A 16,852-nucleotide genomic window follows, 5' to 3' on the forward strand; every position below is an offset into this window, starting at 1 on the left:
TTGACGCGCTCCTCGCACGTTTCCGTCCCCGGTTGTTCGCTTCCGCGGGCGGAAACGGGGACGGTGGCGCCGGGCCGGGCATCCCGGTGGGTGCCCGGCCCGGCCGCCGTCACAGCCTCGGATCCACCGGCTCCGACTCCAGGGCCAGCACCCCGAAGACCGCCTCGTGCACCCGCCACAGCGGTTCTCCCCCGGCCAGGCGGTCCAGGGCCTCCAGCCCCAGGGCGTACTCGCGGATCGCCAGGGACCGCTTGTGGTTCAGGAACCGCGAGCGCAGACGGGCCAGGTTCTCCGGACGCGTGTACTCCGGGCCGTAGATGATCCGCAGGTACTCGCGGCCGCGGCACTTGATGCCGGGCTGCACCAGGCGGCCCTGCCCGTCCCGGACGACGGCGCCCACCGGCTTGACGACCATGCCCTCGCCGCCGCGGCCGGTCATCTCCAGCCACCAGTCGACACCGGCCTGCACGGACTCGGGGTCGGCGGTGTCGACGTACAGCCGCCGGGTGGTCTGCAGCAGGCCGCTGCCGTCGTGCTCGACCAGCCGGTCGAGGAGGGTGAGCTGCTCGTCGTGCGGCAGCGCGGCCAGGCTCCTGCCCTGGACCGCGAGGATCTGGAACGGCGCCAGGCGGACGCCGTCCAGCCCGTCGGTGGTCCAGCAGTAGCGCCGGTACGCCGCCGTGAAGGCGGCGGCGTCCCGGGCGCGTTCACCGGTGCGCTCCAGCAGGCCGGACACCGCCACGCCCCGGCCGGCCGCGCCCCGCAGCGCCTCCAGCGCCGGCGGGAACACCGCGCCGGACGCGGCGCCCACGGCCGCGTACTGCGAGCGCAGCAGCCCGGAGGCCTTCAGCGACCAGGGCATCAGCTCCGCGTCCAGCAGCAGCCAGTCCGTCTCCAGCCCGTCCCACAGGCCCGCCTCGCCGGCCGCCGCGCGCACCCGGTCGAGGATCTGCTCGGTGAGCGCCTCGTCGTCCAGGAACGGGCGGCCGGTCCGGGTGTACAGCGACCCCGTGGGCCCGTCCACGCCGAAGCGCCGGCGGGCCGCCTCGGCGTCGCGGCACACCAGGGCCACCGCGCGCGAGCCCATGTGCTTCTCCTCGCACACGACGCGCGCGACACCGTCCTGGCGGTACTGGGCGAACGCCTCGGACGGGTGCTCCAGATAGCCCTCGACCCGGCTGGTGGCCGTCGGGGCCATCGTCGGCGGCAGGTACGGCAGCAGGCGCGGGTCCACCGCGAAGCGGCTCATCACCTCCAGGGCCGCCGCCGCGTTCTCCTCGCGGATCGTGACCCGGCCCTGGTGCCGGGTCTCCACGACCCGGCGGCCCCGCACGTCGGCCAGGTCCAGCGGCCGGCCGTCCTGGCCGCCGGGCGCCTCGGTGCGCAGCGGTTTCGCCGGCTCGTACCAGACCCGCTCCGCGGGCACCTCGGCCAGCTCGCGCTCCGGCCAGCGCAGCGCGGTGAGCTTGCCGCCGAAGACGGCGCCGGTGTCCAGGCAGATGGTGTTGTTGAGCCAGGTGGCCTCGGGGACGGGGGTGTGCCCGTAGACGACGGCCGCACGGCCCCGGTAGTCCTCCGCCCACGGGTAGCGCACCGGCAGACCGAACTCGTCGGTCTCCCCGGTGGTGTCGCCGTACAGGGCGTGGCTGCGGACCCGGCCGGAGGTGCGGCCGTGGTATTTCTCGGGCAGGCCGGCGTGGCAGACCACGAGCCGCCCGCCGTCGAGGACGTAGTGGCTGACGAGCCCGTCGAGGAACCGGCGCACCTCGGCGACGAACTCCTCGCTCTCGCCCGCCATCTGCTCGATGGTCTCCGCGAGCCCGTGCGTGTGCTGCACGTTGCGGCCGCGCAGGTGACGGCCGTACTTGTTCTCGTGGTTGCCGGGCACGCACAGGGCGTTGCCGGACTTCACCATCCCCATCACACGGCGCAGCACGCCCGGGCTGTCCGGGCCGCGGTCGACCAGGTCGCCGACGAAGACGGCCGTACGGCCTTCGGGGTGGACTCCGTCGACGTAGCCCAGCTTGCCCAGCAGGGTCTCCAGTTCGGCGGAGCAGCCGTGCACGTCGCCGATGATGTCGAAGGGGCCGGTGAGGTGGGTGAGGTCGTTGAAGCGCTTCTCGGTGACGACCGTGGCGCGCTCGACCTCCTCCGCGCCGCGCAGGACGTGCACCTTGCGGAAGCCCTCGCGTTCCAGGTGACGCAGGGAGCGGCGCAGTTCGCGCGTGTGGCGGTGGATGACCCGGCGGGGCATGTCGGCGCGGTCGGTGCGCGCCGCGTTGCGTTCGGCGCACACCTCCTCGGGCACGTCGAGGACGATGGCGATGGGCAGCACGTCGTACCGCTTGGCCAGGTCGATCAACTGGCGGCGGGCGTCGGACTGCACGCTGGTCGCGTCCACGACCGTGCGGCGGCCGGCGGCCAGGCGCTTGCCGGCGATGTAGTGCAGCACGTCGAAGGCGTCCTTGGTGGCGCTCTGGTCGTTCTCGTCGTCCGAGACCAGACCGCGGCAGAAGTCGGAGGAGATCACCTCGGTGGGCTTGAAGTGCCTGCGGGCGAAGGTGGACTTGCCGGAGCCCGAGGCCCCGATCAGCACCACCAGGGACAGGTCGGTGACGGGCAGCACGCGCCCCTGCGTCTCGTCGGTCATGCCGCCTTCGCCTCCTTCGGGGTGGTCATCGTGAACACGGCCATCTGCGTGGGTGGCCCGACCTCGGGGTCGTCGGGGCCGACGGGGACGAACTCGACGCCGTAGCCGTGCCGTGCGGCCACCGCGTCCGCCCAGGCGCGGAACTCGGCGCGGGTCCACTCGAAGCGGTGGTCTCCGTGCCGGACGTGGCCGGCCGGGAGGCTCTCCCAGCGGACGTTGTACTCGACGTTGGGGGTCGTCACCAGGACCGTGCGCGGCCGGGCCGAGCCGAACACGGCGTACTCCAGGGCGGGCAGCCGGGGCAGGTCGAGGTGTTCGATCACCTCGCTGAGCACGGCCGCGTCGTAGCCCTTGAGCCGGACGTCGGTGTAGGCGAGCGAGCCCTGGAGGAGCGTGACGCGGGACGCCTGGCGCTCGCCCATGCGGTCCAGCTTCAGCCGGCGGGAGGCGATGGTGAGCGCGCGCATCGACACGTCGACGCCGACGATCTCGGTGAACGCCGGGTCCTTGAGGAGCGCCTGCACCAACTGGCCCTGACCGCACCCCAGGTCGAGAACCCGGGCGGCCCCGGACCGCCGCAGCGCGGTGACGATCGCCTCGCGGCGCTGCACCGCCAGCGGGGTCGGCTTCTCCTCCGTCTCGGTCTCCGCCGCGACCGCGTTGTCGATGTCCTCGACCTCGCTGTCGTCGGCCTCGGCGAGCCGCACCAGTTCCAGCCGCTCGGCCGCCGCGCGGGTCAGCGACCAGCGGCGCGTCAGGTAGCGGCTGGTGATGAGCCTCTGCTGCGGGTGCCCGGGCAGCCAGCCCTCGCCGGCGCGCAGCAGTTTGTCGACCTCGTCGGGGGCGACCCAGTAGTGCTTGGCGTCGTCGAGGACCGGCAGCAGCACGTACAGGTGGCGCAGGGCCTCGGCGAGGGTGAGCGCGTCCGACTCCAGGACCAGGCGCACGTACCGCGAGTCGCCCCACTCGGGGAACTCGGCGTCCAGCGGCACCGGTTCGGCCGTGACCGTCCAGCCCAGCGGCTCGAACAGCTCCGCCACCAGGCTTGGGCCGCCGCGGGCGGGCAGTGCGGGCACCTCCACGCGCAACGGCCTGGCCCGGCCGGGCAGTTCCGGACGGGCGTTGCAGACGCCCTTCATCGCGCTGGAGAAGACGCTGCTCAGCGCGACGGCGAGCAGCGAGGAAGCCGCGTAGGGGCGGTCGTTGACGTACTGCGCGAGGGCCGCGTCCGGGGCGCCGCCGCGGCCCTTGCCCTTGCCCTTCCTGACCAGGGCCACCGTGTCGACCTCCAGCAGCAGTGCCGCCGTGCAGCGCCGGTCGTCCGCCTCGGGGTAGAGGACGTGGGCCGTGCCGTGGGAGGTGGAGAACGCCTGCGCCTTGCCGGGATGCTTGTGCAGCAGGTAGCCGAGGTCGGTCGCGGGGCGTTCGGGCGTGCCGGTGGTGGTGATCGTCAGGAACATGCGGAGGGCCTCTCCGGCTGGGTGGACGTCTGGGATGCCGTGCGCGCGAAAGCCCCCGGGAGTGGTGATCCCGGGGGCCCGGCAGGACGACGCCCACAGCTTCGCACACCCGTGCCCACCAGCGCCTTCGGTTATCGAGGCGGCCGGGGGCCCGGCCGGTCAGGACAGTTGCGACTGCACCTGGGCGGAGATCAGCTCCAGGTGGTCCAGGTCCTGCAGGTCGAGGACCTGGAGGTAGATGCGGCCGGAACCGGCCTCGGCGTAGCGGCCGATCTTGTCGACGACCTCGGCCGGGGAGCCCGCCAGGCCGTTGAGCTTCAGCTCGTCCACCTCGCGGCCGATGGCCGCGGCCCGGCGGGCGACCTCCTGGTCGTCCCGGCCGACGCAGACGACCAGGGCGTTGGAGTAGACCAGGTCGTCACCGCCGCGGCCCGCCTCCTCGGCCGCGGCCCGCACCCGGGCGAACTGGCGCTCGCTGTCCTCGACGGAGGCGAAGGGCATGTTGAACTCGTCGGCGTAGCGGGCGGCGAGCCTCGGGGTGCGGGTGGGGCCGTGACCGCCGACGAGGACGGGGATCTTGCGCTGTGCGGGCTTGGGCAGCGCGGGGGACTCCGTGAGGTCGTAGTACGTGCCGTGGAAGTCGAAGGTCTTGCCGGTCTCCGTCGCCCACAGGCCGGTGACGATCGCCAGTTGCTCCTCGAGGCGGGCGAACTTCTCCTTGGGGAAGGGGATGCCGTACGCCTTGTGCTCCTCCTCGAACCAGCCCGCCCCGAGGCCGAGTTCGATCCGGCCGCCGGACATCTGGTCCACCTGGGCGACCTGGATGGCGAGCACGCCGGGCAGCCGGAAGGTGCCGGCCGTCATCAGGGTGCCGAGGCGGATGCGCTTGGTCTCGCGGGCGAGCCCGGCCAGGGTGATCCAGGCGTCGGTGGGGCCGGGCAGGCCGTCGACGTTGCCCATGCGCAGGTAGTGGTCGGAACGGAAGAAGGCGTCGAAGCCGAGGTCCTCGGTGGCCTTGGCGACGGCGAGCAGCGTGTCATAGGTGGCCCCCTGCTGGGGCTCGGTGAAGATGCGCAGGTCCATGCCTCCATCCTGCACGCCGGGGTGGGCGATCTCGCGACCGGACCCCGGCCCGGCCGGTCCCCGGTCGGGCGAAATTACGTCCATACCGCGGTCCGCGCCCGATCCGGCCAGTGACCGGCCCCGGTGGTGATCGTTGGCTCGGGCGGAGCCGGAGCACCCGGCTTCCGCGCCCGGCCGGTGAGCGCCGGGGCGTCGTCCGTGTCGGCCTCCCCGGGGGCCAGGGGCCGAGGAGGCCGTCATGTCCGAAGAGACCGTGCCGCAGCAGGGCGGGGCGCAGCCGAAAGGGCTGCTGCAGCAGATGGAGGAGCTGATGGCGGCGCTGAACGCGGACCTGTCGGCGCTGGACGCGGACCTGCAGTCCGCGGGCGAGGCGGCCCGCGCGACGGAGGAGGAACGGGCGGGCCAGACCGGCCGCCCGGGGGCTGGACCGGCCGCCCTCCCGAGCGGGGCCGCCAGGCGGCGCGAGAGGGCCGACCGGGAGCTGCGCTGACCCTCCCGCGGACCGAGCTGCGGTCGCGCGGCGCCGGCCGGGCCGGGCCGGCCGCCCCGCGGCGGGGCGCCCCGCGCGAGGGACGTGTCCTCACCGGCGCGTGCGGCCGCCGGACACGGGCGGAGACGGCCACCGCCGGCCCGACGCGCCGGTGCGCAGACGGCAATGGCCAGGCAGGTGTCAGCCCGCCTCTCGTGCCGGGAGGGCCTGTTCGCGGTCGGCGAGTCTGCGGAGCATCTCCAGGACGCGGTCGCGGGACTCGTCGGCCGCGTCGATGGCCTCCATGCACTGCCAGTACGTGCCCTCGTCGTCCGCGGCGCAGGCCAGGGCCACCAGCGCGATGCCGACCTCGCCGAGGAGCCCGCCCAGGTACATCAGGGTGTGGCGGGCGTCGCCCAACTCCGTGAGCTGGCCCGCCCGCAGCTCGCCGGGAGCCAGTTCGGGCGCGTCCAGGACACCGCAGCCGCGGCCCGCCAGCTCTGTCAACCCCAGTGCCTCGCCGCGCAGTTCGGGTGGCCCGGCGACCGCGAGGCGGCTGCCGATCGCCTGCGCGAGGGCCTGCGCCTGCCACACCTCGGCCAGGATCTCCCGGACCTCGCCGCCGGCGGCCAGGGACCGTTTGCTCGTCACGATGAGCCGCACCGCTTCCATGCGCTGCCCCCGTCTGTCCCGACGCGCCGCGCGCGTCCGCTGCCCGAACTCCCCTGTTCACTACCCAGAGTGAGGTGCCCTGAGACGAAAAGCCAGAGGAAGACGGAAATTAACGGACAACAATTCGGATTCGGGCCGCGATTCGACTACGCAGAGTACAAGCGGACTGTCTGACTCCTGCTGTTCACCGCGGTGTCACTCGACCGGGAACCTCTGTTCGTTGCGGTCGATCTTCGCCGCCAGCGCGGCCAGCGGGTCGACGCCGAGCACCTCGCACAGCTGGAGCAGGTACGCGAGCACGTCGGCGACCTCGTCCCTCACGCGGTGCGCGGTCTCCGGGTCGTCCATCACCCGGGCCGACTCCTCGGGTGTCAACCACTGGAAGATCTCGACCAGTTCGGACGCCTCGACACTGAGGGCGGCGACCAGGTTCTTGGGGGTGTGGTACGGCTGCCAGTTGCGCGCTGCGGCGAAATCGGCCAGCCGGCGCCGGAGCGCCGCCAGGTCCGGGCGTTCGTCGCGCGGTACGGGAGACGGATCAGTCACGGTCCAGGTCTACCACCGTCACGCCCTCGGTCCCGGCCGCCCAGGAGGCGTCGCTGACCGCCCCGACGAGCCGGATGTGCCCCCGGTCGCACATCCGCACCGCCAGGTCCAGCAGTTCCCGCCGCTGCCGCCGGTCCAGGCCCCGGTCGAACCCGTCGGCGAGGACGGTGAGCGTCTGCAGGGCCGCGGGCACCTCGCCGGCCGGGTCGACCTCCAGGACTCCGGGACCGGTGAGCAGGACCAGCGCGAGGGCGAGGTAGCGCAGTTCGCCGTGCCCGAGCCGTGCGAGGTCCGTGCGCACACCGGTGCCGCGGTCCAGCAGGGCGCGGACCGAGGCGAGGCCGTCGGGGCGCGTGGAGCCGGCCGCCCGGGGCCCGGCGCTGAGGGTGCCGGTGCCCTGCCGGGCGGGCGGGGGGACGGCGCCCGTCCGCTCCGCGCACACGTCCCGAACCGGCCCGGCGCAGCCGGCCCGTACCGCCGCCACGAACAGGGCGTGCCGGCGGCCGCACTCGGCGCGGGTGCGCCACAGGACGTCGGCGAGGTTGGCGCAGTCGCCGAGCAGCCTGCCCGAACCGGCCGGGACGCGTCCGCGCATGCGGGAGGGCTCGGGGTCGCAGGAGTAGGCGGAGCGCAGGGCGACCACCATCTGCTCGGCGGCGGCCAGCACCCGCCGCTGGCCGGGAGTGCGGCCCGCCACACGCAAGGGGAGCAGCGCCGTGCCGAGCCGGTCGTCCGGCAGTGGGCCGCGGGTCACCGGGGCGGGACCGGCCGTGTGCCAGGCGGCCTGCACGGTGCTTTTGCGCGGGTCGCGCAGCGCGGTCTCCAGCAGGACCGTTCCGTCCGCCGACAGCCGCTCGCCCACGATGCGCAAGTCCGGCTCGGCCTGCACGGCGACGTCGAGCCGCACGGGACCGGCCGGGCCGTCGGCCGTGCAGCCGATGCGGAAGCCGCGCCGGTTCTGGCCGTCGGGCCGGGCCCCTTCCGGGACGCAGGCGACGGGCTCCGGGAACACCTCCCCCAGTTCGGCGCCGCCCCCGAGCCGGGCGAGCGCCTCGTACGCCCGCAGCGCGCTGGTCTTCCCCGCTCCGCTGGGGCCGGCGAGGAGGGTGAGCGGCCCGAGCGGGAGCGCGGCGCGGCGGTGGGCGGCGAAGGCGGCCAGGCGCAGCTCGGTGACGCGCGGGCGGTCGTGGTGCGGGGGGTGGGTCATGCCCGGACGGTAGGGCCGCGCGGCCGGGCCGAACCGTTCCGTCACCGGCGGGTTCCTACGAACGGGCGACCCGCTCGGGGCGCAGCCGACCCGGCCTCACGTCCCGGGGACGCCGATGCCCTCCATCAGGCCCGTCACCTCGGTCCCCGCGGGCGTCAGCAGGAAGACGTTGCGGTCGACCCGGTGCATCCCGCTCGCGAGGCCGAAGACGACCCCGGTGCTGAAGTCCAGCACCCGTTTGGCGACGTCCGTCTCGGCGCCGGTCAGGTCGAGCAGCACCGGCACGCCCGCCATGAGCGTCTCGGCGACCTCACGGGCGTCGGCGAAGACGTTCACCCGCAGCACGACGAAGCGGCGCCGGGCCTCCGTCGCGGCCTCGGGCACCGCGCGGTGGCCGACGGACGAGGGCCAGGCGTCCCTGCCTCGCAGCGGCACGACCTGGGCGAGCCCCTCCCACTGTTCGTCGGTGACATCGTGGCTGTTCACCGGCATGCTCCGTCCTGGCTCGCACTGGCTGTCTGCATCGGCCAATTGTTGCGCACCGTCACCCGTTCGGCCCAATGCGACACGCTCCGCGATGTCAATGCGGCGCGCAACGGCCTCTTCGGACCGCGTCGCCGGCTTCCGCCCGGGCGCTGTCATCTACACGACCGTAGAATCCGGGAACACCGGGGCGGCGGCAGACGTTGACCCGGGAACAGACCGCACCTTAAGGAGCACGTTCTTGTCCGCCAGATCGACGGACCCTCCGGGGCACAGTCCCCGACCATCCCGCCACGGCATCACGGATCGCGGCACACGGCGGGGTGGTGTTCGATGAGTGCCGCCGATGCCCTGCTGGGCCTGCTCGCCGTGTTCGTGCTGACCGCCGGCACCGGCTACTTCGTGGCCCAGGAGTTCGCCTACGTCTCCGCCGACCGGCTCACCCTCGCGCGCGAGGCCGAAGCCGGTGACCGAAAGGCCGCCCGTGCACTGACGGTGCTGGAGCGGCTGTCGTTCATGCTGTCGGGCGCGCAGCTCGGCATCACCGTCACCGGACTGGTCGTCGGCTTCATCGCCGAGCCGTCGGTGTCCGCCCTGCTCCGGCCCGCCCTGTCCGGCCTCGGCCTGCCCGGCGCCGCCGTCGGCGGCGTCTCCGTGGTGCTCGCGTTCGTGCTGGCCACCGTCGTGCAGATGGTGCTGGGCGAGCTGGCCCCGAAGAACCTCGCGATCGCCGTGCCGGAGCGGCTGGCGAAGGCCCTGGCCCCTTCGACGCTGGCCTACCTCAAGGTGGTCGGTCCCGTCGTCCACGTCTTCGACTCCGCGGCGAACAGGCTGCTGCGCAGGGCCGGCATCGAGCCGGTCGAGGAGCTGCACCACGGCGCCACGCTGGAGGAGCTGGGCCATCTGATCGGCGAGTCGCACGAGCAGGGCGCGCTGCCCAAGGACACGGCCGCGCTGCTGGACCACGCGCTGGAGTTCTCCGAGCGCACCCTGGACGAGGTGATGGTGCCGCGCGCCGACGCCGTCTTCGTCCGCAAGGACGCCGGCGCCGGTGAGGCCATCGGCCTGATCGCCCGGCACGGCCACTCCAACTACCCGGTCCTCGGCGACCACCCGGACGACGTCTCCGGGGTGCTGGGCGTACGCGAGCTGATGGCGCTGCCCGCCTCCCGGGTCGACGGCGCGAGGGCGGGGGAGCTGGCCCGGCGGCCGCTGCTGCTGCCCGACACCCTCGCCCTGCCCGACGCGGTCGCCCGGATGCGGGAGCAGGACGACGAGTTCGCGGTCGTCCTGGACGAGCACGGCGGCGTGGCCGGCATCGTCACCTACGAGGACATCGCCGAGGAGCTGGTCGGCGACATCGCCGACGAGTCCGACACGGTCACGGCCGTCGCCGTGGCCGACGGCGACGGCTGGCTGGTGGACGCCGGCCGCCGGCTGGACGAGGTGGCCGAGGCCACCGGCGTCCGGCTGCCCGAGGACGACGACTACGACACCGTGGCCGGACTGGTCGTGGACCGGCTCGGCCGCTTCCCGACCGTGGGGGACCGCGTCACGGTCGGAGTGTCCGGCGGCGGGAGCGCCCTGATCGAGGTGCGCACGCTCGACCGGCACGTGGCCGACCGTGTCCGGATCCGTCCGCTCGTGGCGGCCGAGGAAGCCGCTGAAGCCGAGGAGATGGCGTGAGTTTCCCGATGGCGGTCTTCGTGACCGTGCTGCTGCTGATCGGCAGCGGCTTCTTCGTGGCGGCCGAGTTCGCGCTGGTCGCCGCCAAGCGGCACCGCATGGAGAAGGCGGCGGCCGAGGGGCGGCGCGGTGCCGGGGCGGCCCTGGCCGGGATGCGTGAGCTGTCGCTGATGCTGGCCGGTGCCCAGCTGGGCATCACCGTGTGCACGCTGGGCCTGGGCTCGGTGTCCAAGCCGGCGATCTCCCACGAGCTCGACCCGCTGCTGCACGCCGTGGGCCTGCCGAGCGCGGTCAGTTACGGCGTGGCGTTCGCCGTCGCCATGATCGTGGTGGTGTTCCTGCACATGGTGGTCGGCGAGATGGCCCCCAAGTCCTGGGCGATCGCCCACCCCGAGCGTTCGGCCATGCTGCTCTCCCCGCCGTTCAGGGCCGTGGTACGGGCCGTGCGCCCGCTGATCCGGCTGCTCAACCGGGTCAGCAACGGCCTGGTACGGCTGTGCCGGGTCGCACCGCGCGACGAGCTGGCCTCGGTGCACAACCGGGAGCAGCTGACGCACCTCGTGGAGGAGTCCGAGCGGCTGGGCCTGATCAGCACGGCCGACTCGGAGCTGCTGACCCGTTCCCTGACCGAGCCGGAGACGCCGGTGGCGGCGCTGCGGATCCCGGCCGCCGACATCACCTGGGTCGAGGGCGGCGCGGACGTCGAGGCACTGCTGCGGCTGGCCGCCGAGCACGACCGCACGCGGCTCCTGGTGCGGGAGCGTGGGGCGGTCCTGGGGTCCGTGCACGCCCGGGACGCCCTGGTCGCCCGGGCCCGGGGCCGCGCCACGTCCGCACGGGAACTGGCCCGGCCGGTTCCGGAGCTGACCGAGGCCACCACGGTCGCCGACGCGATCGAGGTGCTGCGCCGCCGCCGGGCCTCCCTGGCGGTGGTCCGGGACGACACGGGCCGGCTGACCGGCCTGGTCACCCTGGACGACCTCCTGGCCCGTCTGATGCAGCCGGCCGCGGCGGCCTGACGCCCCGGCGGGTCGTTCCCGCGGGCGGGCGCCGGTCGGCGGACGCGAGGCCGTGGCAGGCCCCCTGCCCGATCGGGCCCGGCGCCCGAACCTCCCGCGGATCTGCACATCGCCCGTCCGGGGACGGCGGCCCGGCCGGGCCGCCGCCGCCCGGGTGGCGCTGCGCGGGGAATCGGCACCGAAAAGCCCGCTTCGGAATTCGGGGCGCAACCCCTGGGAGTGCGGCGGGGCGACGGGAATCGTGAACGAGTGCGGGTTTCGGGTGACCGTGCGGCCACAGCGGTGAAAAGCGTCATGGAATGACAGGCCGAACTGCCCCTCCTCGATTGGCAGTTCCGCTCCGGCGAGTGTTTTGATCCTGCGACATTCACGCGAAGGGAATTCCCATGGACCTCACTTCCCCGGTCACCGCCGTCGAGCTCTCCGACGCCGAGCTGGAGAACGTCTCCGGCGGCAACGCCGCCGTGAGCGCCTCGGCGAGCCTCGTGGGCGGCCTGTCCACCGGCCTGGTCGAGCCGCTGACCGCCGGTGCCTGCGCCGACCTCCAGGCCGCGCTGTCGCCGCAGGGCGCCGCGGCGGGCGCGCACACGGGCGTGCACACCACCTCGCTCTGATCGCACAGCCCCGTGAAAGGCCCCGGGACGAATCCCGGGGCTTTTCACGTGCCCGCACGGCACGAACGCACCGGCACGGGCGATACGGCAAGAACATCGCGCCCTACCCCGGCATCACCGCGTCACACATGTGGGGATTGTGCGAAACCCGTGACGGAAATCTGCACGGGAAGGGGGTGGCCGACACGCCGGAAGGGCGTGTCGCAGACTTACTCGGTCCCTTCAGGCCCCGCCCGAGACAGCGATAGGAAAACCGTGGTGACGACCGAAACGACCCGGACCGAAGAACTGCCGATCTACGCGAGCCTCATACGCGAGCGCGGTGACGTGGTCGAGGAGGCCCGCGCGGTCTCCGAGGAGACCCAGCACCGGATGAGCCAGGCGCTCGGCGGGCTTTCCGTGCCCTCGGAGGAAGAGCCCGCCGCGGGCTGAACGCCGGCCGTCAGATGTGCCGCCGAGTCGTGCGCGGGGCGAGCGGGGTGGCCGCCGCCCACGCCTGCGGCGAGCAGGCGCGCGGGTACGGCACCGGCCGGGGCGCGACCGAGCGGTCGTCGCCGGCGATGACCTCGGGCAGCCGGTGCCCGTGGTGCGCGGCCGTCGCCACGAGCCCCTCCGTGAGCCGCGCCGGCCGGTCGGCGAGACCTCGGCGCGCGGCCGAGCGCGGTGATCGCGTTGCCGTGCGGCCAGGCGCCGCCCCTCGGCAGGACGGCCGCGGCCCTGGACGGCTGCTCCCGGCTGCAGGCCGTGCGCAGGATGACCCTGCCTCTGTCCCCGCCCTCCCTGATGTCGACCGTGCTGGACGCCGCCGCCGGCCCCGTCACGGACGTGCGCGGCACCACCGGTGACCCCCGCGCCACCGCATCGAGCCGACCTGCGAGCACGAGAACGGCGCCGTGAGCCGCGCGTCCCTGCCGGACTCCGTGGCCGTGCCCCGGGTCCTCACCCGGGTCGAGCTGTTCGCGTGGCACGACCCCTGGTCCACGGCACCGCGGGCATCGACCGCGAGGAGTGCCGGCCGGCGCTGCGCCGCGACTTCGCCACGGCCGTGGTCACGAGGACGCCGGGCGCGTTCGACGCCCGGCGCGGGCGGTACCCGCACACGCTGCTGGAGCGGGCCGTCACCCGCTGAGCGGGTCGTGGCCCCAGTTCATCAGCGAGTACCGCCATTTCGTGTCCCGCACGTCCCCGGAGGGCTTCTGGGCCAGGTGGCGGCGGACGTAGCCGACGACCTTGCGCATGTGCTGGTAGTCGTCGTCGGTGAGGTCGCCCTTGCCGGCCCGCAGGATCTCCAGGATCCGCCGGCCGGAGGCGTGCCCGGTGGACTCGCCCCCGTCCTTGTGCTGACCGGCGGCGCGCGAGTCGTCCGACTCCAGCCACCTCTCCAGTTCGGCCGGCGTCATGTTCACCAGCTCACGGAACTCTTCCCAGGTCTGCTCGCGCTGCCCGTCGTCCACGCCGCCTCACTTCTTCTTCTTGAGCGCGGACGGCTTGTGCACGGCGGTCCGGCCGGACTTGTCGCTGCGCACCTCGTACTGGGGGTCGTCGGGGGAGGCGTCGACCGTCCGGCCCGCCGCCTCCGTCCGTTCGGTGATCTTCCGCTCGACCTTGCCCTCGGTGCTGCTGCCGTGACTGCTCCAGGCGACCTTGTCGCCCTTCTTCGGCTGGTCGCCCTCGCTGCGGTTCTTCGCCATGCCGATGCTCCCTCGGGGTGACGTGCTCTCCCTCCAGCGTGCGGGTCCGGCCTGGACGGCGCAGCTCGGCGGGCGTCAGCCGGGTGCCCGTGGGCGGGGTGCGCTCACGGCTCCTCCCACACGAGCACCGTCAGCACCGCGCCCGCGACGGTGACCGGGACGGCGGCCTGGTTCAGCAGCCGCACCCGCATGCCGCGCCCCGAGGCGAGCCGCTTGGTCAGGGGCACCACGGCGAAGGTGCCGCCGGCGGTCCCGGTGATCTCGTGGATCGGGTGGTCGGTCCGGAGCTGGTCGCCCTGGTACTCCGACATGCGCGCCTGGACGACCGCGCCCACCGGCAGGCCCTCCAGGTGCAGGCTGACGGTGCCGGTGAAGCGGGCCGGCCCGCGCACGAACACGCTGCCGCCGGAGGCGTGGCCGCCGGCCTCGTCGGCCCACTCGGCGGTGAACTCCACCGAGTCCCAGGCACCGGGCCGCAGTGCGTACGGCCGCGCGACTCCGAGGTTGACGTACTGGGGCATGGGGTCCTCTCCTTTCCAGCGGCCCGCGGGCAGGGCCAGGGCGTCGGCGACGTCACGCCGGAAGTCGGCCATGTCGAACCCGCGCGGGTCGACCTTCCAGTCGCTCCACTCCAGATGGCCGATCGTGCTTCTGCGGCCCCAGCCGTGCGCGCGGCAGACCGCGGCGGTGGCCTTGACCATCGCGAGGTACTGGGCGGGCGGCCAGGGGTCCTTGCCGTCGCCCTTGTTCTCGCACTCCCAGCCGTAGAAGCGGGCGTTGCCGTCGACGGAGCCGGCGGAGCCGTCGTGCTCGTGCGTGGCGGGCGGGTACGTGCCGTAGGACTCGCCGATGACGGCGTTCAGCACGTCGCCGTCACCGCCCCCGGCGTGGTTGGCCCGGCCGTTGCCGGTCAGGTGGACCACGCCGTCCTTGGTGATGCAGCCGGTGGCGAGCGGGCCGGGCAGGGCGCTGTGGCCGCGGTAGATCAGCCCGACGACGTCGGTGCCCGGGCCGGTGACGGTGTGATGGATCATCACCCCGTGCACGGGCCCCCAAGGGCCCACGTGGTTGCGGTTGTTGGTGCGCCATCCGGCCACCTCGTGGACGGCGCAGCCCTCGGCCTTCAGCGCGGCGACGAGCCGGGCGGCGGTGAGCGGGGTGGCCATGAGTCGGTCCTCCGTTCCGGCGTGGGGGTACCGGTCTGAAGACGGTGCGAACACACCTGGGGAGCGCGTCCGCGGAAGGACGCGAAAGTGAACTTGCCTGTACGTACGTGCGATCGGGGGGATGCGTTGAACGAGCCGGGCCGTGATGCGTACGGGGCTGCGCGAGGTGCGGTGCCGCGCACGCGTCCGGGATGCGGTTATTCCCGCGGTCCACCCCTTTGCTCACCTTCGCCGGACCGCGATCGCGAATTAGGCGCGATTACGACGCTGTGCGACGGCCGCGTCCCCCGCGCGGGAGCGCCCTCCGGGGCCGGGTGCGCACGTGGCTGCGCGCACCCGGCCCCCGGCCGGAGTTCGGTTCGGACCGGTGTGTCAGGCGCCGAGCCGGGTCACGGAGGCGTCCAGACGGGCGGCGATCTCCTCCAGTTCGTGCCGCGACGGGACCTCGCCGTCCAGCTCGGTGAGGAGGTCCTTGCGGGAGGCGATCTCCAGGGCCCCTCGGTAGTCGTCGGTCTCCAGCGCCGACGCCGGCACGACCTCGGCGGCGCCGGCCACCACGACGAGGACCGGTTCATCGGCGTCGGACTCCAGCAGGTCCTTGATCTGCTCGGGGGTGATCATGTCAGCAGCGTCCTCCGTGTTCGTGACTCGTTTTCCGACCGTGCGGTCATGGCGTCCCGTCGCCCGGCCCCCGCGCGGCTCCCTTGCGCGCCCGGGCGCGCAGGGCCAGCCCGGCGCCGACGAGCAGCAGCACGAGCCCCGCGATGTTCCAGGCCCAGTCGTACGGGGTGACGTCCACGCCGTAGCGGATCTGGTGCACGCGCAGCAGCTTGTGGTCGACGATCCCGTCGAACAGCTGGAAGGCGCCCAGTCCCAGGAAGAAGCCCGCCCAGGCGTGGGCCCGGTCGAGCGATCCGCGGCGGCGGAGATCGGCGTGGAGAAAGAATCCGGCCACCAGAGCCAGCAGCTCGGCGCTGTGCAACAGGCCGTCCGACAGCAGACCCACGCCGGTGGTGGACCGGTCGTAGAAGTGGTGCCAGCCGAGGATCTGGTGGAAGACGATCTCGTCCACCGCTGCCATCACGGCAGCGCCGATCAGCGCGCAGACAGCCGCCGTCCGCCGTGGCTCGGGCCGGGCGACCGCCGAGGTGCCCGGCCGGGCCGCTCGCGTCATGGACATCCGCCTCCGTCCGTACGTGGGCACCGCCCGCCGCCCACGACCGCGGCGGCCCGCACCGGGTACCCACGGATCCGCGCATCCTGCACCCGCCGCGACGCGGTTCCGGTTCCTCCGGGACCCGACGGCCCCGCGCGGGCGGCGCACCGGCCGGTCACGTCCCTCGCACTGCACGGACCCGCCGCCGGCCAGGAGCCGGCGTGCGGAGAATCCTCGGCACCGTGAACCTACTCCGCACGGCGGCCCCGCGGGCCGGCCGCCTGACCACACGTCGGCTGCACGCGCCTGCCCGCGCCGAACACCCGGCGTGTACCGCCGCGCGACCCCACCGGCGCCCGGCGCCCCGGCCGTGCGCCGGGGGGGTACTAGGCGTCCGGCGGCCGCTGGCCCGCCCGACCGGTGCCGGTGTCGAGGAGGATCTGCCCGGCCCGGGTCACGCTTCCCGCGCGGACGGCCTCGGCCATGGCGGCGCGCGCGGCTTCCGGCGTCGCGTGCGGCGGGATCACGAGGAGGGAGAAGAGATCCTGCCCACCGCGGGTGACGAGCACGGTGTCGTCGCCGACCGGGGAGGAGTCGATGTGGACGACCCGGTCGTCGATGGTCATCCGCGTGGGCAGTCCCTCCCAGGCGGCGGAGTCCAGGCCGACGCGCGTGACGGGTCCGAGGTACTCGGTCAACACTGCCAGCAGGCCGGGGAGTTCGGCGGCGACGTCCCGCGACCGCGGCCACCACGCCCCGTCCAGCGTGCCCTGCCGGTCGTGCGTCGTCTCCAGCCGCACGAGGGCCGACCCCGGCCGCACGCTCCCGTGGACGGCATCGGGCAGGGGGCTGGTCTCACGCGCCCGGTCGGAGTCGGACATGGCACGGCCTGCTTCCCTGGACAGGAGGCCGAACAGCCTCCTCGTCCCACGGTACTCTCCGCCCGCCCG

At 73.9% G+C, this 16,852-nt stretch carries 20 protein-coding genes and 1 pseudogene; 7 read left to right on the forward strand and 14 right to left on the reverse strand.

The features are described 5' to 3' along the window. Positions 1 to 109: 109 nt before the first annotated feature. The 3 genes from Q5694_RS22030 to Q5694_RS22040 form a co-directional block, all read right to left on the reverse strand. Positions 110 to 2,650 (reverse strand): polynucleotide kinase-phosphatase, encoded by a 2,541-nt coding sequence (locus tag Q5694_RS22030; RefSeq protein ID WP_333934923.1) that lies wholly within the window; start codon positions 2,648 to 2,650, stop codon positions 110 to 112. Further along, entirely contained in the window at positions 2,647 to 4,110 is a 1,464-nt protein-coding gene (locus Q5694_RS22035; RefSeq protein WP_333934924.1) for a 3' terminal RNA ribose 2'-O-methyltransferase Hen1, read from the reverse strand. Before Q5694_RS22035 ends, Q5694_RS22030 begins: the two co-directional genes overlap by 4 nt. Before the next feature lie 159 nt (positions 4,111 to 4,269). Further along, a complete protein-coding gene (locus tag Q5694_RS22040) occupies positions 4,270 to 5,193 on the reverse strand; it encodes an LLM class F420-dependent oxidoreductase (RefSeq protein WP_333934925.1) in 924 nt (307 codons plus the stop codon). Between the two features lie 238 nt (positions 5,194 to 5,431). Here Q5694_RS22040 and Q5694_RS22045 point away from each other — a divergent pair, with 238 nt between their 5' ends. After that, entirely contained in the window at positions 5,432 to 5,683 is a 252-nt protein-coding gene (locus tag Q5694_RS22045) for a hypothetical protein (protein WP_333934968.1), read from the forward strand. A 180-nt stretch (positions 5,684 to 5,863) separates the two neighbouring features. Here the strand turns inward: Q5694_RS22045 and Q5694_RS22050 are convergent, their stop codons facing one another. From Q5694_RS22050 to Q5694_RS22065, 4 genes are all read right to left on the reverse strand, one after another. Continuing rightward, the gene (locus tag Q5694_RS22050; protein WP_333934926.1) at positions 5,864 to 6,334 is read right to left on the reverse strand and encodes a DUF6099 family protein; all 471 of its coding nucleotides are present in this window, start codon (positions 6,332 to 6,334) and stop codon (positions 5,864 to 5,866) included. A gap of 195 nt (positions 6,335 to 6,529) precedes the next feature. Then, a complete protein-coding gene (locus Q5694_RS22055) occupies positions 6,530 to 6,880 on the reverse strand; it encodes a nucleotide pyrophosphohydrolase (RefSeq protein WP_333934927.1) in 351 nt (116 codons plus the stop codon). Then, positions 6,873 to 8,087, reverse strand: coding sequence for an ATP-binding protein (locus tag Q5694_RS22060; protein ID WP_333934928.1), 1,215 nt, complete (start codon positions 8,085 to 8,087; stop codon positions 6,873 to 6,875). The genes Q5694_RS22055 and Q5694_RS22060 overlap by 8 nt, the downstream gene beginning before the upstream one ends. 96 nt (positions 8,088 to 8,183) lie before the next feature. Further along, on the reverse strand, positions 8,184 to 8,579 hold the full coding sequence (locus Q5694_RS22065; protein WP_333934929.1) for a cell division protein SepF: 396 nt from the start codon (positions 8,577 to 8,579) through the stop codon (positions 8,184 to 8,186). Positions 8,580 to 8,903: 324 nt separating this feature from the next. Here Q5694_RS22065 and Q5694_RS22070 point away from each other — a divergent pair, with 324 nt between their 5' ends. The 4 genes from Q5694_RS22070 to Q5694_RS22085 all read left to right on the forward strand — a co-directional run bounded on the left by Q5694_RS22070 (position 8,904) and on the right by Q5694_RS22085 (position 12,321). Further along, complete coding sequence (locus Q5694_RS22070) at positions 8,904 to 10,256, forward strand: hemolysin family protein (protein WP_333934930.1); 1,353 nt, start codon at positions 8,904 to 8,906, stop codon at positions 10,254 to 10,256. Beyond that, positions 10,253 to 11,275, forward strand: coding sequence for a hemolysin family protein (locus tag Q5694_RS22075; RefSeq protein ID WP_333934931.1), 1,023 nt, complete (start codon positions 10,253 to 10,255; stop codon positions 11,273 to 11,275). Before Q5694_RS22070 ends, Q5694_RS22075 begins: the two co-directional genes overlap by 4 nt. A 386-nt stretch (positions 11,276 to 11,661) precedes the next feature. Beyond that, on the forward strand, positions 11,662 to 11,889 hold the full coding sequence (locus tag Q5694_RS22080; RefSeq protein ID WP_333934932.1) for a class IIb bacteriocin, lactobin A/cerein 7B family: 228 nt from the start codon (positions 11,662 to 11,664) through the stop codon (positions 11,887 to 11,889). A gap of 258 nt (positions 11,890 to 12,147) precedes the next feature. Beyond that, the gene (locus Q5694_RS22085; protein ID WP_333934934.1) at positions 12,148 to 12,321 is read left to right on the forward strand and encodes a hypothetical protein; all 174 of its coding nucleotides are present in this window, start codon (positions 12,148 to 12,150) and stop codon (positions 12,319 to 12,321) included. A gap of 10 nt (positions 12,322 to 12,331) precedes the next feature. Here the strand turns inward: Q5694_RS22085 and Q5694_RS34860 are convergent, their stop codons facing one another. Continuing rightward, positions 12,332 to 12,493 (reverse strand): hypothetical protein, encoded by a 162-nt coding sequence (locus Q5694_RS34860; RefSeq protein ID WP_443040916.1) that lies wholly within the window; start codon positions 12,491 to 12,493, stop codon positions 12,332 to 12,334. A gap of 104 nt (positions 12,494 to 12,597) precedes the next feature. Here Q5694_RS34860 and Q5694_RS22095 point away from each other — a divergent pair. Together Q5694_RS22095 and Q5694_RS22100 are read left to right on the forward strand one after the other, a co-directional pair. Further along, positions 12,598 to 12,687, forward strand: a pseudogene (locus Q5694_RS22095) (carbohydrate ABC transporter permease); the annotation flags it as partial. 163 nt (positions 12,688 to 12,850) lie between these two features. After that, positions 12,851 to 13,018 carry a hypothetical protein gene (locus tag Q5694_RS22100; RefSeq protein ID WP_333934935.1) on the forward strand — a complete coding sequence of 56 codons (168 nt, stop codon included), beginning with the start codon at positions 12,851 to 12,853 and terminating at the stop codon, positions 13,016 to 13,018. On the opposite strand, the gene Q5694_RS22105 is transcribed toward Q5694_RS22100, so the two are convergent. From Q5694_RS22105 to Q5694_RS22130, 6 genes are all read right to left on the reverse strand, one after another. Beyond that, positions 13,008 to 13,343, reverse strand: coding sequence for a DUF3140 domain-containing protein (locus Q5694_RS22105; protein ID WP_333934936.1), 336 nt, complete (start codon positions 13,341 to 13,343; stop codon positions 13,008 to 13,010). The genes Q5694_RS22100 and Q5694_RS22105 overlap by 11 nt on opposite strands. 6 nt (positions 13,344 to 13,349) lie before the next feature. Continuing rightward, complete coding sequence (locus Q5694_RS22110; RefSeq protein WP_333934937.1) at positions 13,350 to 13,580, reverse strand: DUF2945 domain-containing protein; 231 nt, start codon at positions 13,578 to 13,580, stop codon at positions 13,350 to 13,352. A 104-nt stretch (positions 13,581 to 13,684) separates the two neighbouring features. Further along, positions 13,685 to 14,746 carry a peptidoglycan recognition protein family protein gene (locus tag Q5694_RS22115; protein ID WP_333934938.1) on the reverse strand — a complete coding sequence of 354 codons (1,062 nt, stop codon included), beginning with the start codon at positions 14,744 to 14,746 and terminating at the stop codon, positions 13,685 to 13,687. 372 nt (positions 14,747 to 15,118) lie between these two features. Further along, a complete protein-coding gene (locus Q5694_RS22120; protein WP_333934939.1) occupies positions 15,119 to 15,367 on the reverse strand; it encodes a hypothetical protein in 249 nt (82 codons plus the stop codon). A 46-nt stretch (positions 15,368 to 15,413) separates the two neighbouring features. Next, positions 15,414 to 15,920 carry a DUF2243 domain-containing protein gene (locus tag Q5694_RS22125; RefSeq protein WP_333934967.1) on the reverse strand — a complete coding sequence of 169 codons (507 nt, stop codon included), beginning with the start codon at positions 15,918 to 15,920 and terminating at the stop codon, positions 15,414 to 15,416. A 368-nt stretch (positions 15,921 to 16,288) separates the two neighbouring features. Then, positions 16,289 to 16,783, reverse strand: coding sequence for a DUF5994 family protein (locus Q5694_RS22130; RefSeq protein ID WP_333934941.1), 495 nt, complete (start codon positions 16,781 to 16,783; stop codon positions 16,289 to 16,291). Positions 16,784 to 16,852: the final 69 nt, after the last annotated feature.

The sequence above is a fragment of the Streptomyces sp. AHA2 genome, from assembly GCF_036857595.1.
In the GTDB taxonomy this organism is placed as follows: domain Bacteria; phylum Actinomycetota; class Actinomycetes; order Streptomycetales; family Streptomycetaceae; genus Streptomyces.

Bases quoted from the DNA above. Each gene is read 5' to 3' on its own strand.
- Q5694_RS22030 (WP_333934923.1), bottom strand. From the start codon at position 2,650: ATGACCGACGAGACGCAGGGGCGCGTGCTGCCCGTCACCGACCTGTCC.
- Q5694_RS22035 (WP_333934924.1), bottom strand. From the start codon at position 4,110: ATGTTCCTGACGATCACCACCACCGGCACGCCCGAACGCCCCGCGACC.
- Q5694_RS22040 (WP_333934925.1), bottom strand. From the start codon at position 5,193: ATGGACCTGCGCATCTTCACCGAGCCCCAGCAGGGGGCCACCTATGAC.
- Q5694_RS22045 (WP_333934968.1), top strand. From the start codon at position 5,432: ATGTCCGAAGAGACCGTGCCGCAGCAGGGCGGGGCGCAGCCGAAAGGG.
- Q5694_RS22050 (WP_333934926.1), bottom strand. From the start codon at position 6,334: ATGGAAGCGGTGCGGCTCATCGTGACGAGCAAACGGTCCCTGGCCGCC.
- Q5694_RS22060 (WP_333934928.1), bottom strand. From the start codon at position 8,087: ATGACCCACCCCCCGCACCACGACCGCCCGCGCGTCACCGAGCTGCGC.
- Q5694_RS22065 (WP_333934929.1), bottom strand. From the start codon at position 8,579: ATGCCGGTGAACAGCCACGATGTCACCGACGAACAGTGGGAGGGGCTC.
- Q5694_RS22070 (WP_333934930.1), top strand. From the start codon at position 8,904: ATGAGTGCCGCCGATGCCCTGCTGGGCCTGCTCGCCGTGTTCGTGCTG.
- Q5694_RS22080 (WP_333934932.1), top strand. From the start codon at position 11,662: ATGGACCTCACTTCCCCGGTCACCGCCGTCGAGCTCTCCGACGCCGAG.
- Q5694_RS22110 (WP_333934937.1), bottom strand. From the start codon at position 13,580: ATGGCGAAGAACCGCAGCGAGGGCGACCAGCCGAAGAAGGGCGACAAG.
- Q5694_RS22115 (WP_333934938.1), bottom strand. From the start codon at position 14,746: ATGGCCACCCCGCTCACCGCCGCCCGGCTCGTCGCCGCGCTGAAGGCC.
- Q5694_RS22120 (WP_333934939.1), bottom strand. From the start codon at position 15,367: ATGATCACCCCCGAGCAGATCAAGGACCTGCTGGAGTCCGACGCCGAT.
- Q5694_RS22125 (WP_333934967.1), bottom strand. From the start codon at position 15,920: ATGACGCGAGCGGCCCGGCCGGGCACCTCGGCGGTCGCCCGGCCCGAG.
- Q5694_RS22130 (WP_333934941.1), bottom strand. From the start codon at position 16,783: ATGTCCGACTCCGACCGGGCGCGTGAGACCAGCCCCCTGCCCGATGCC.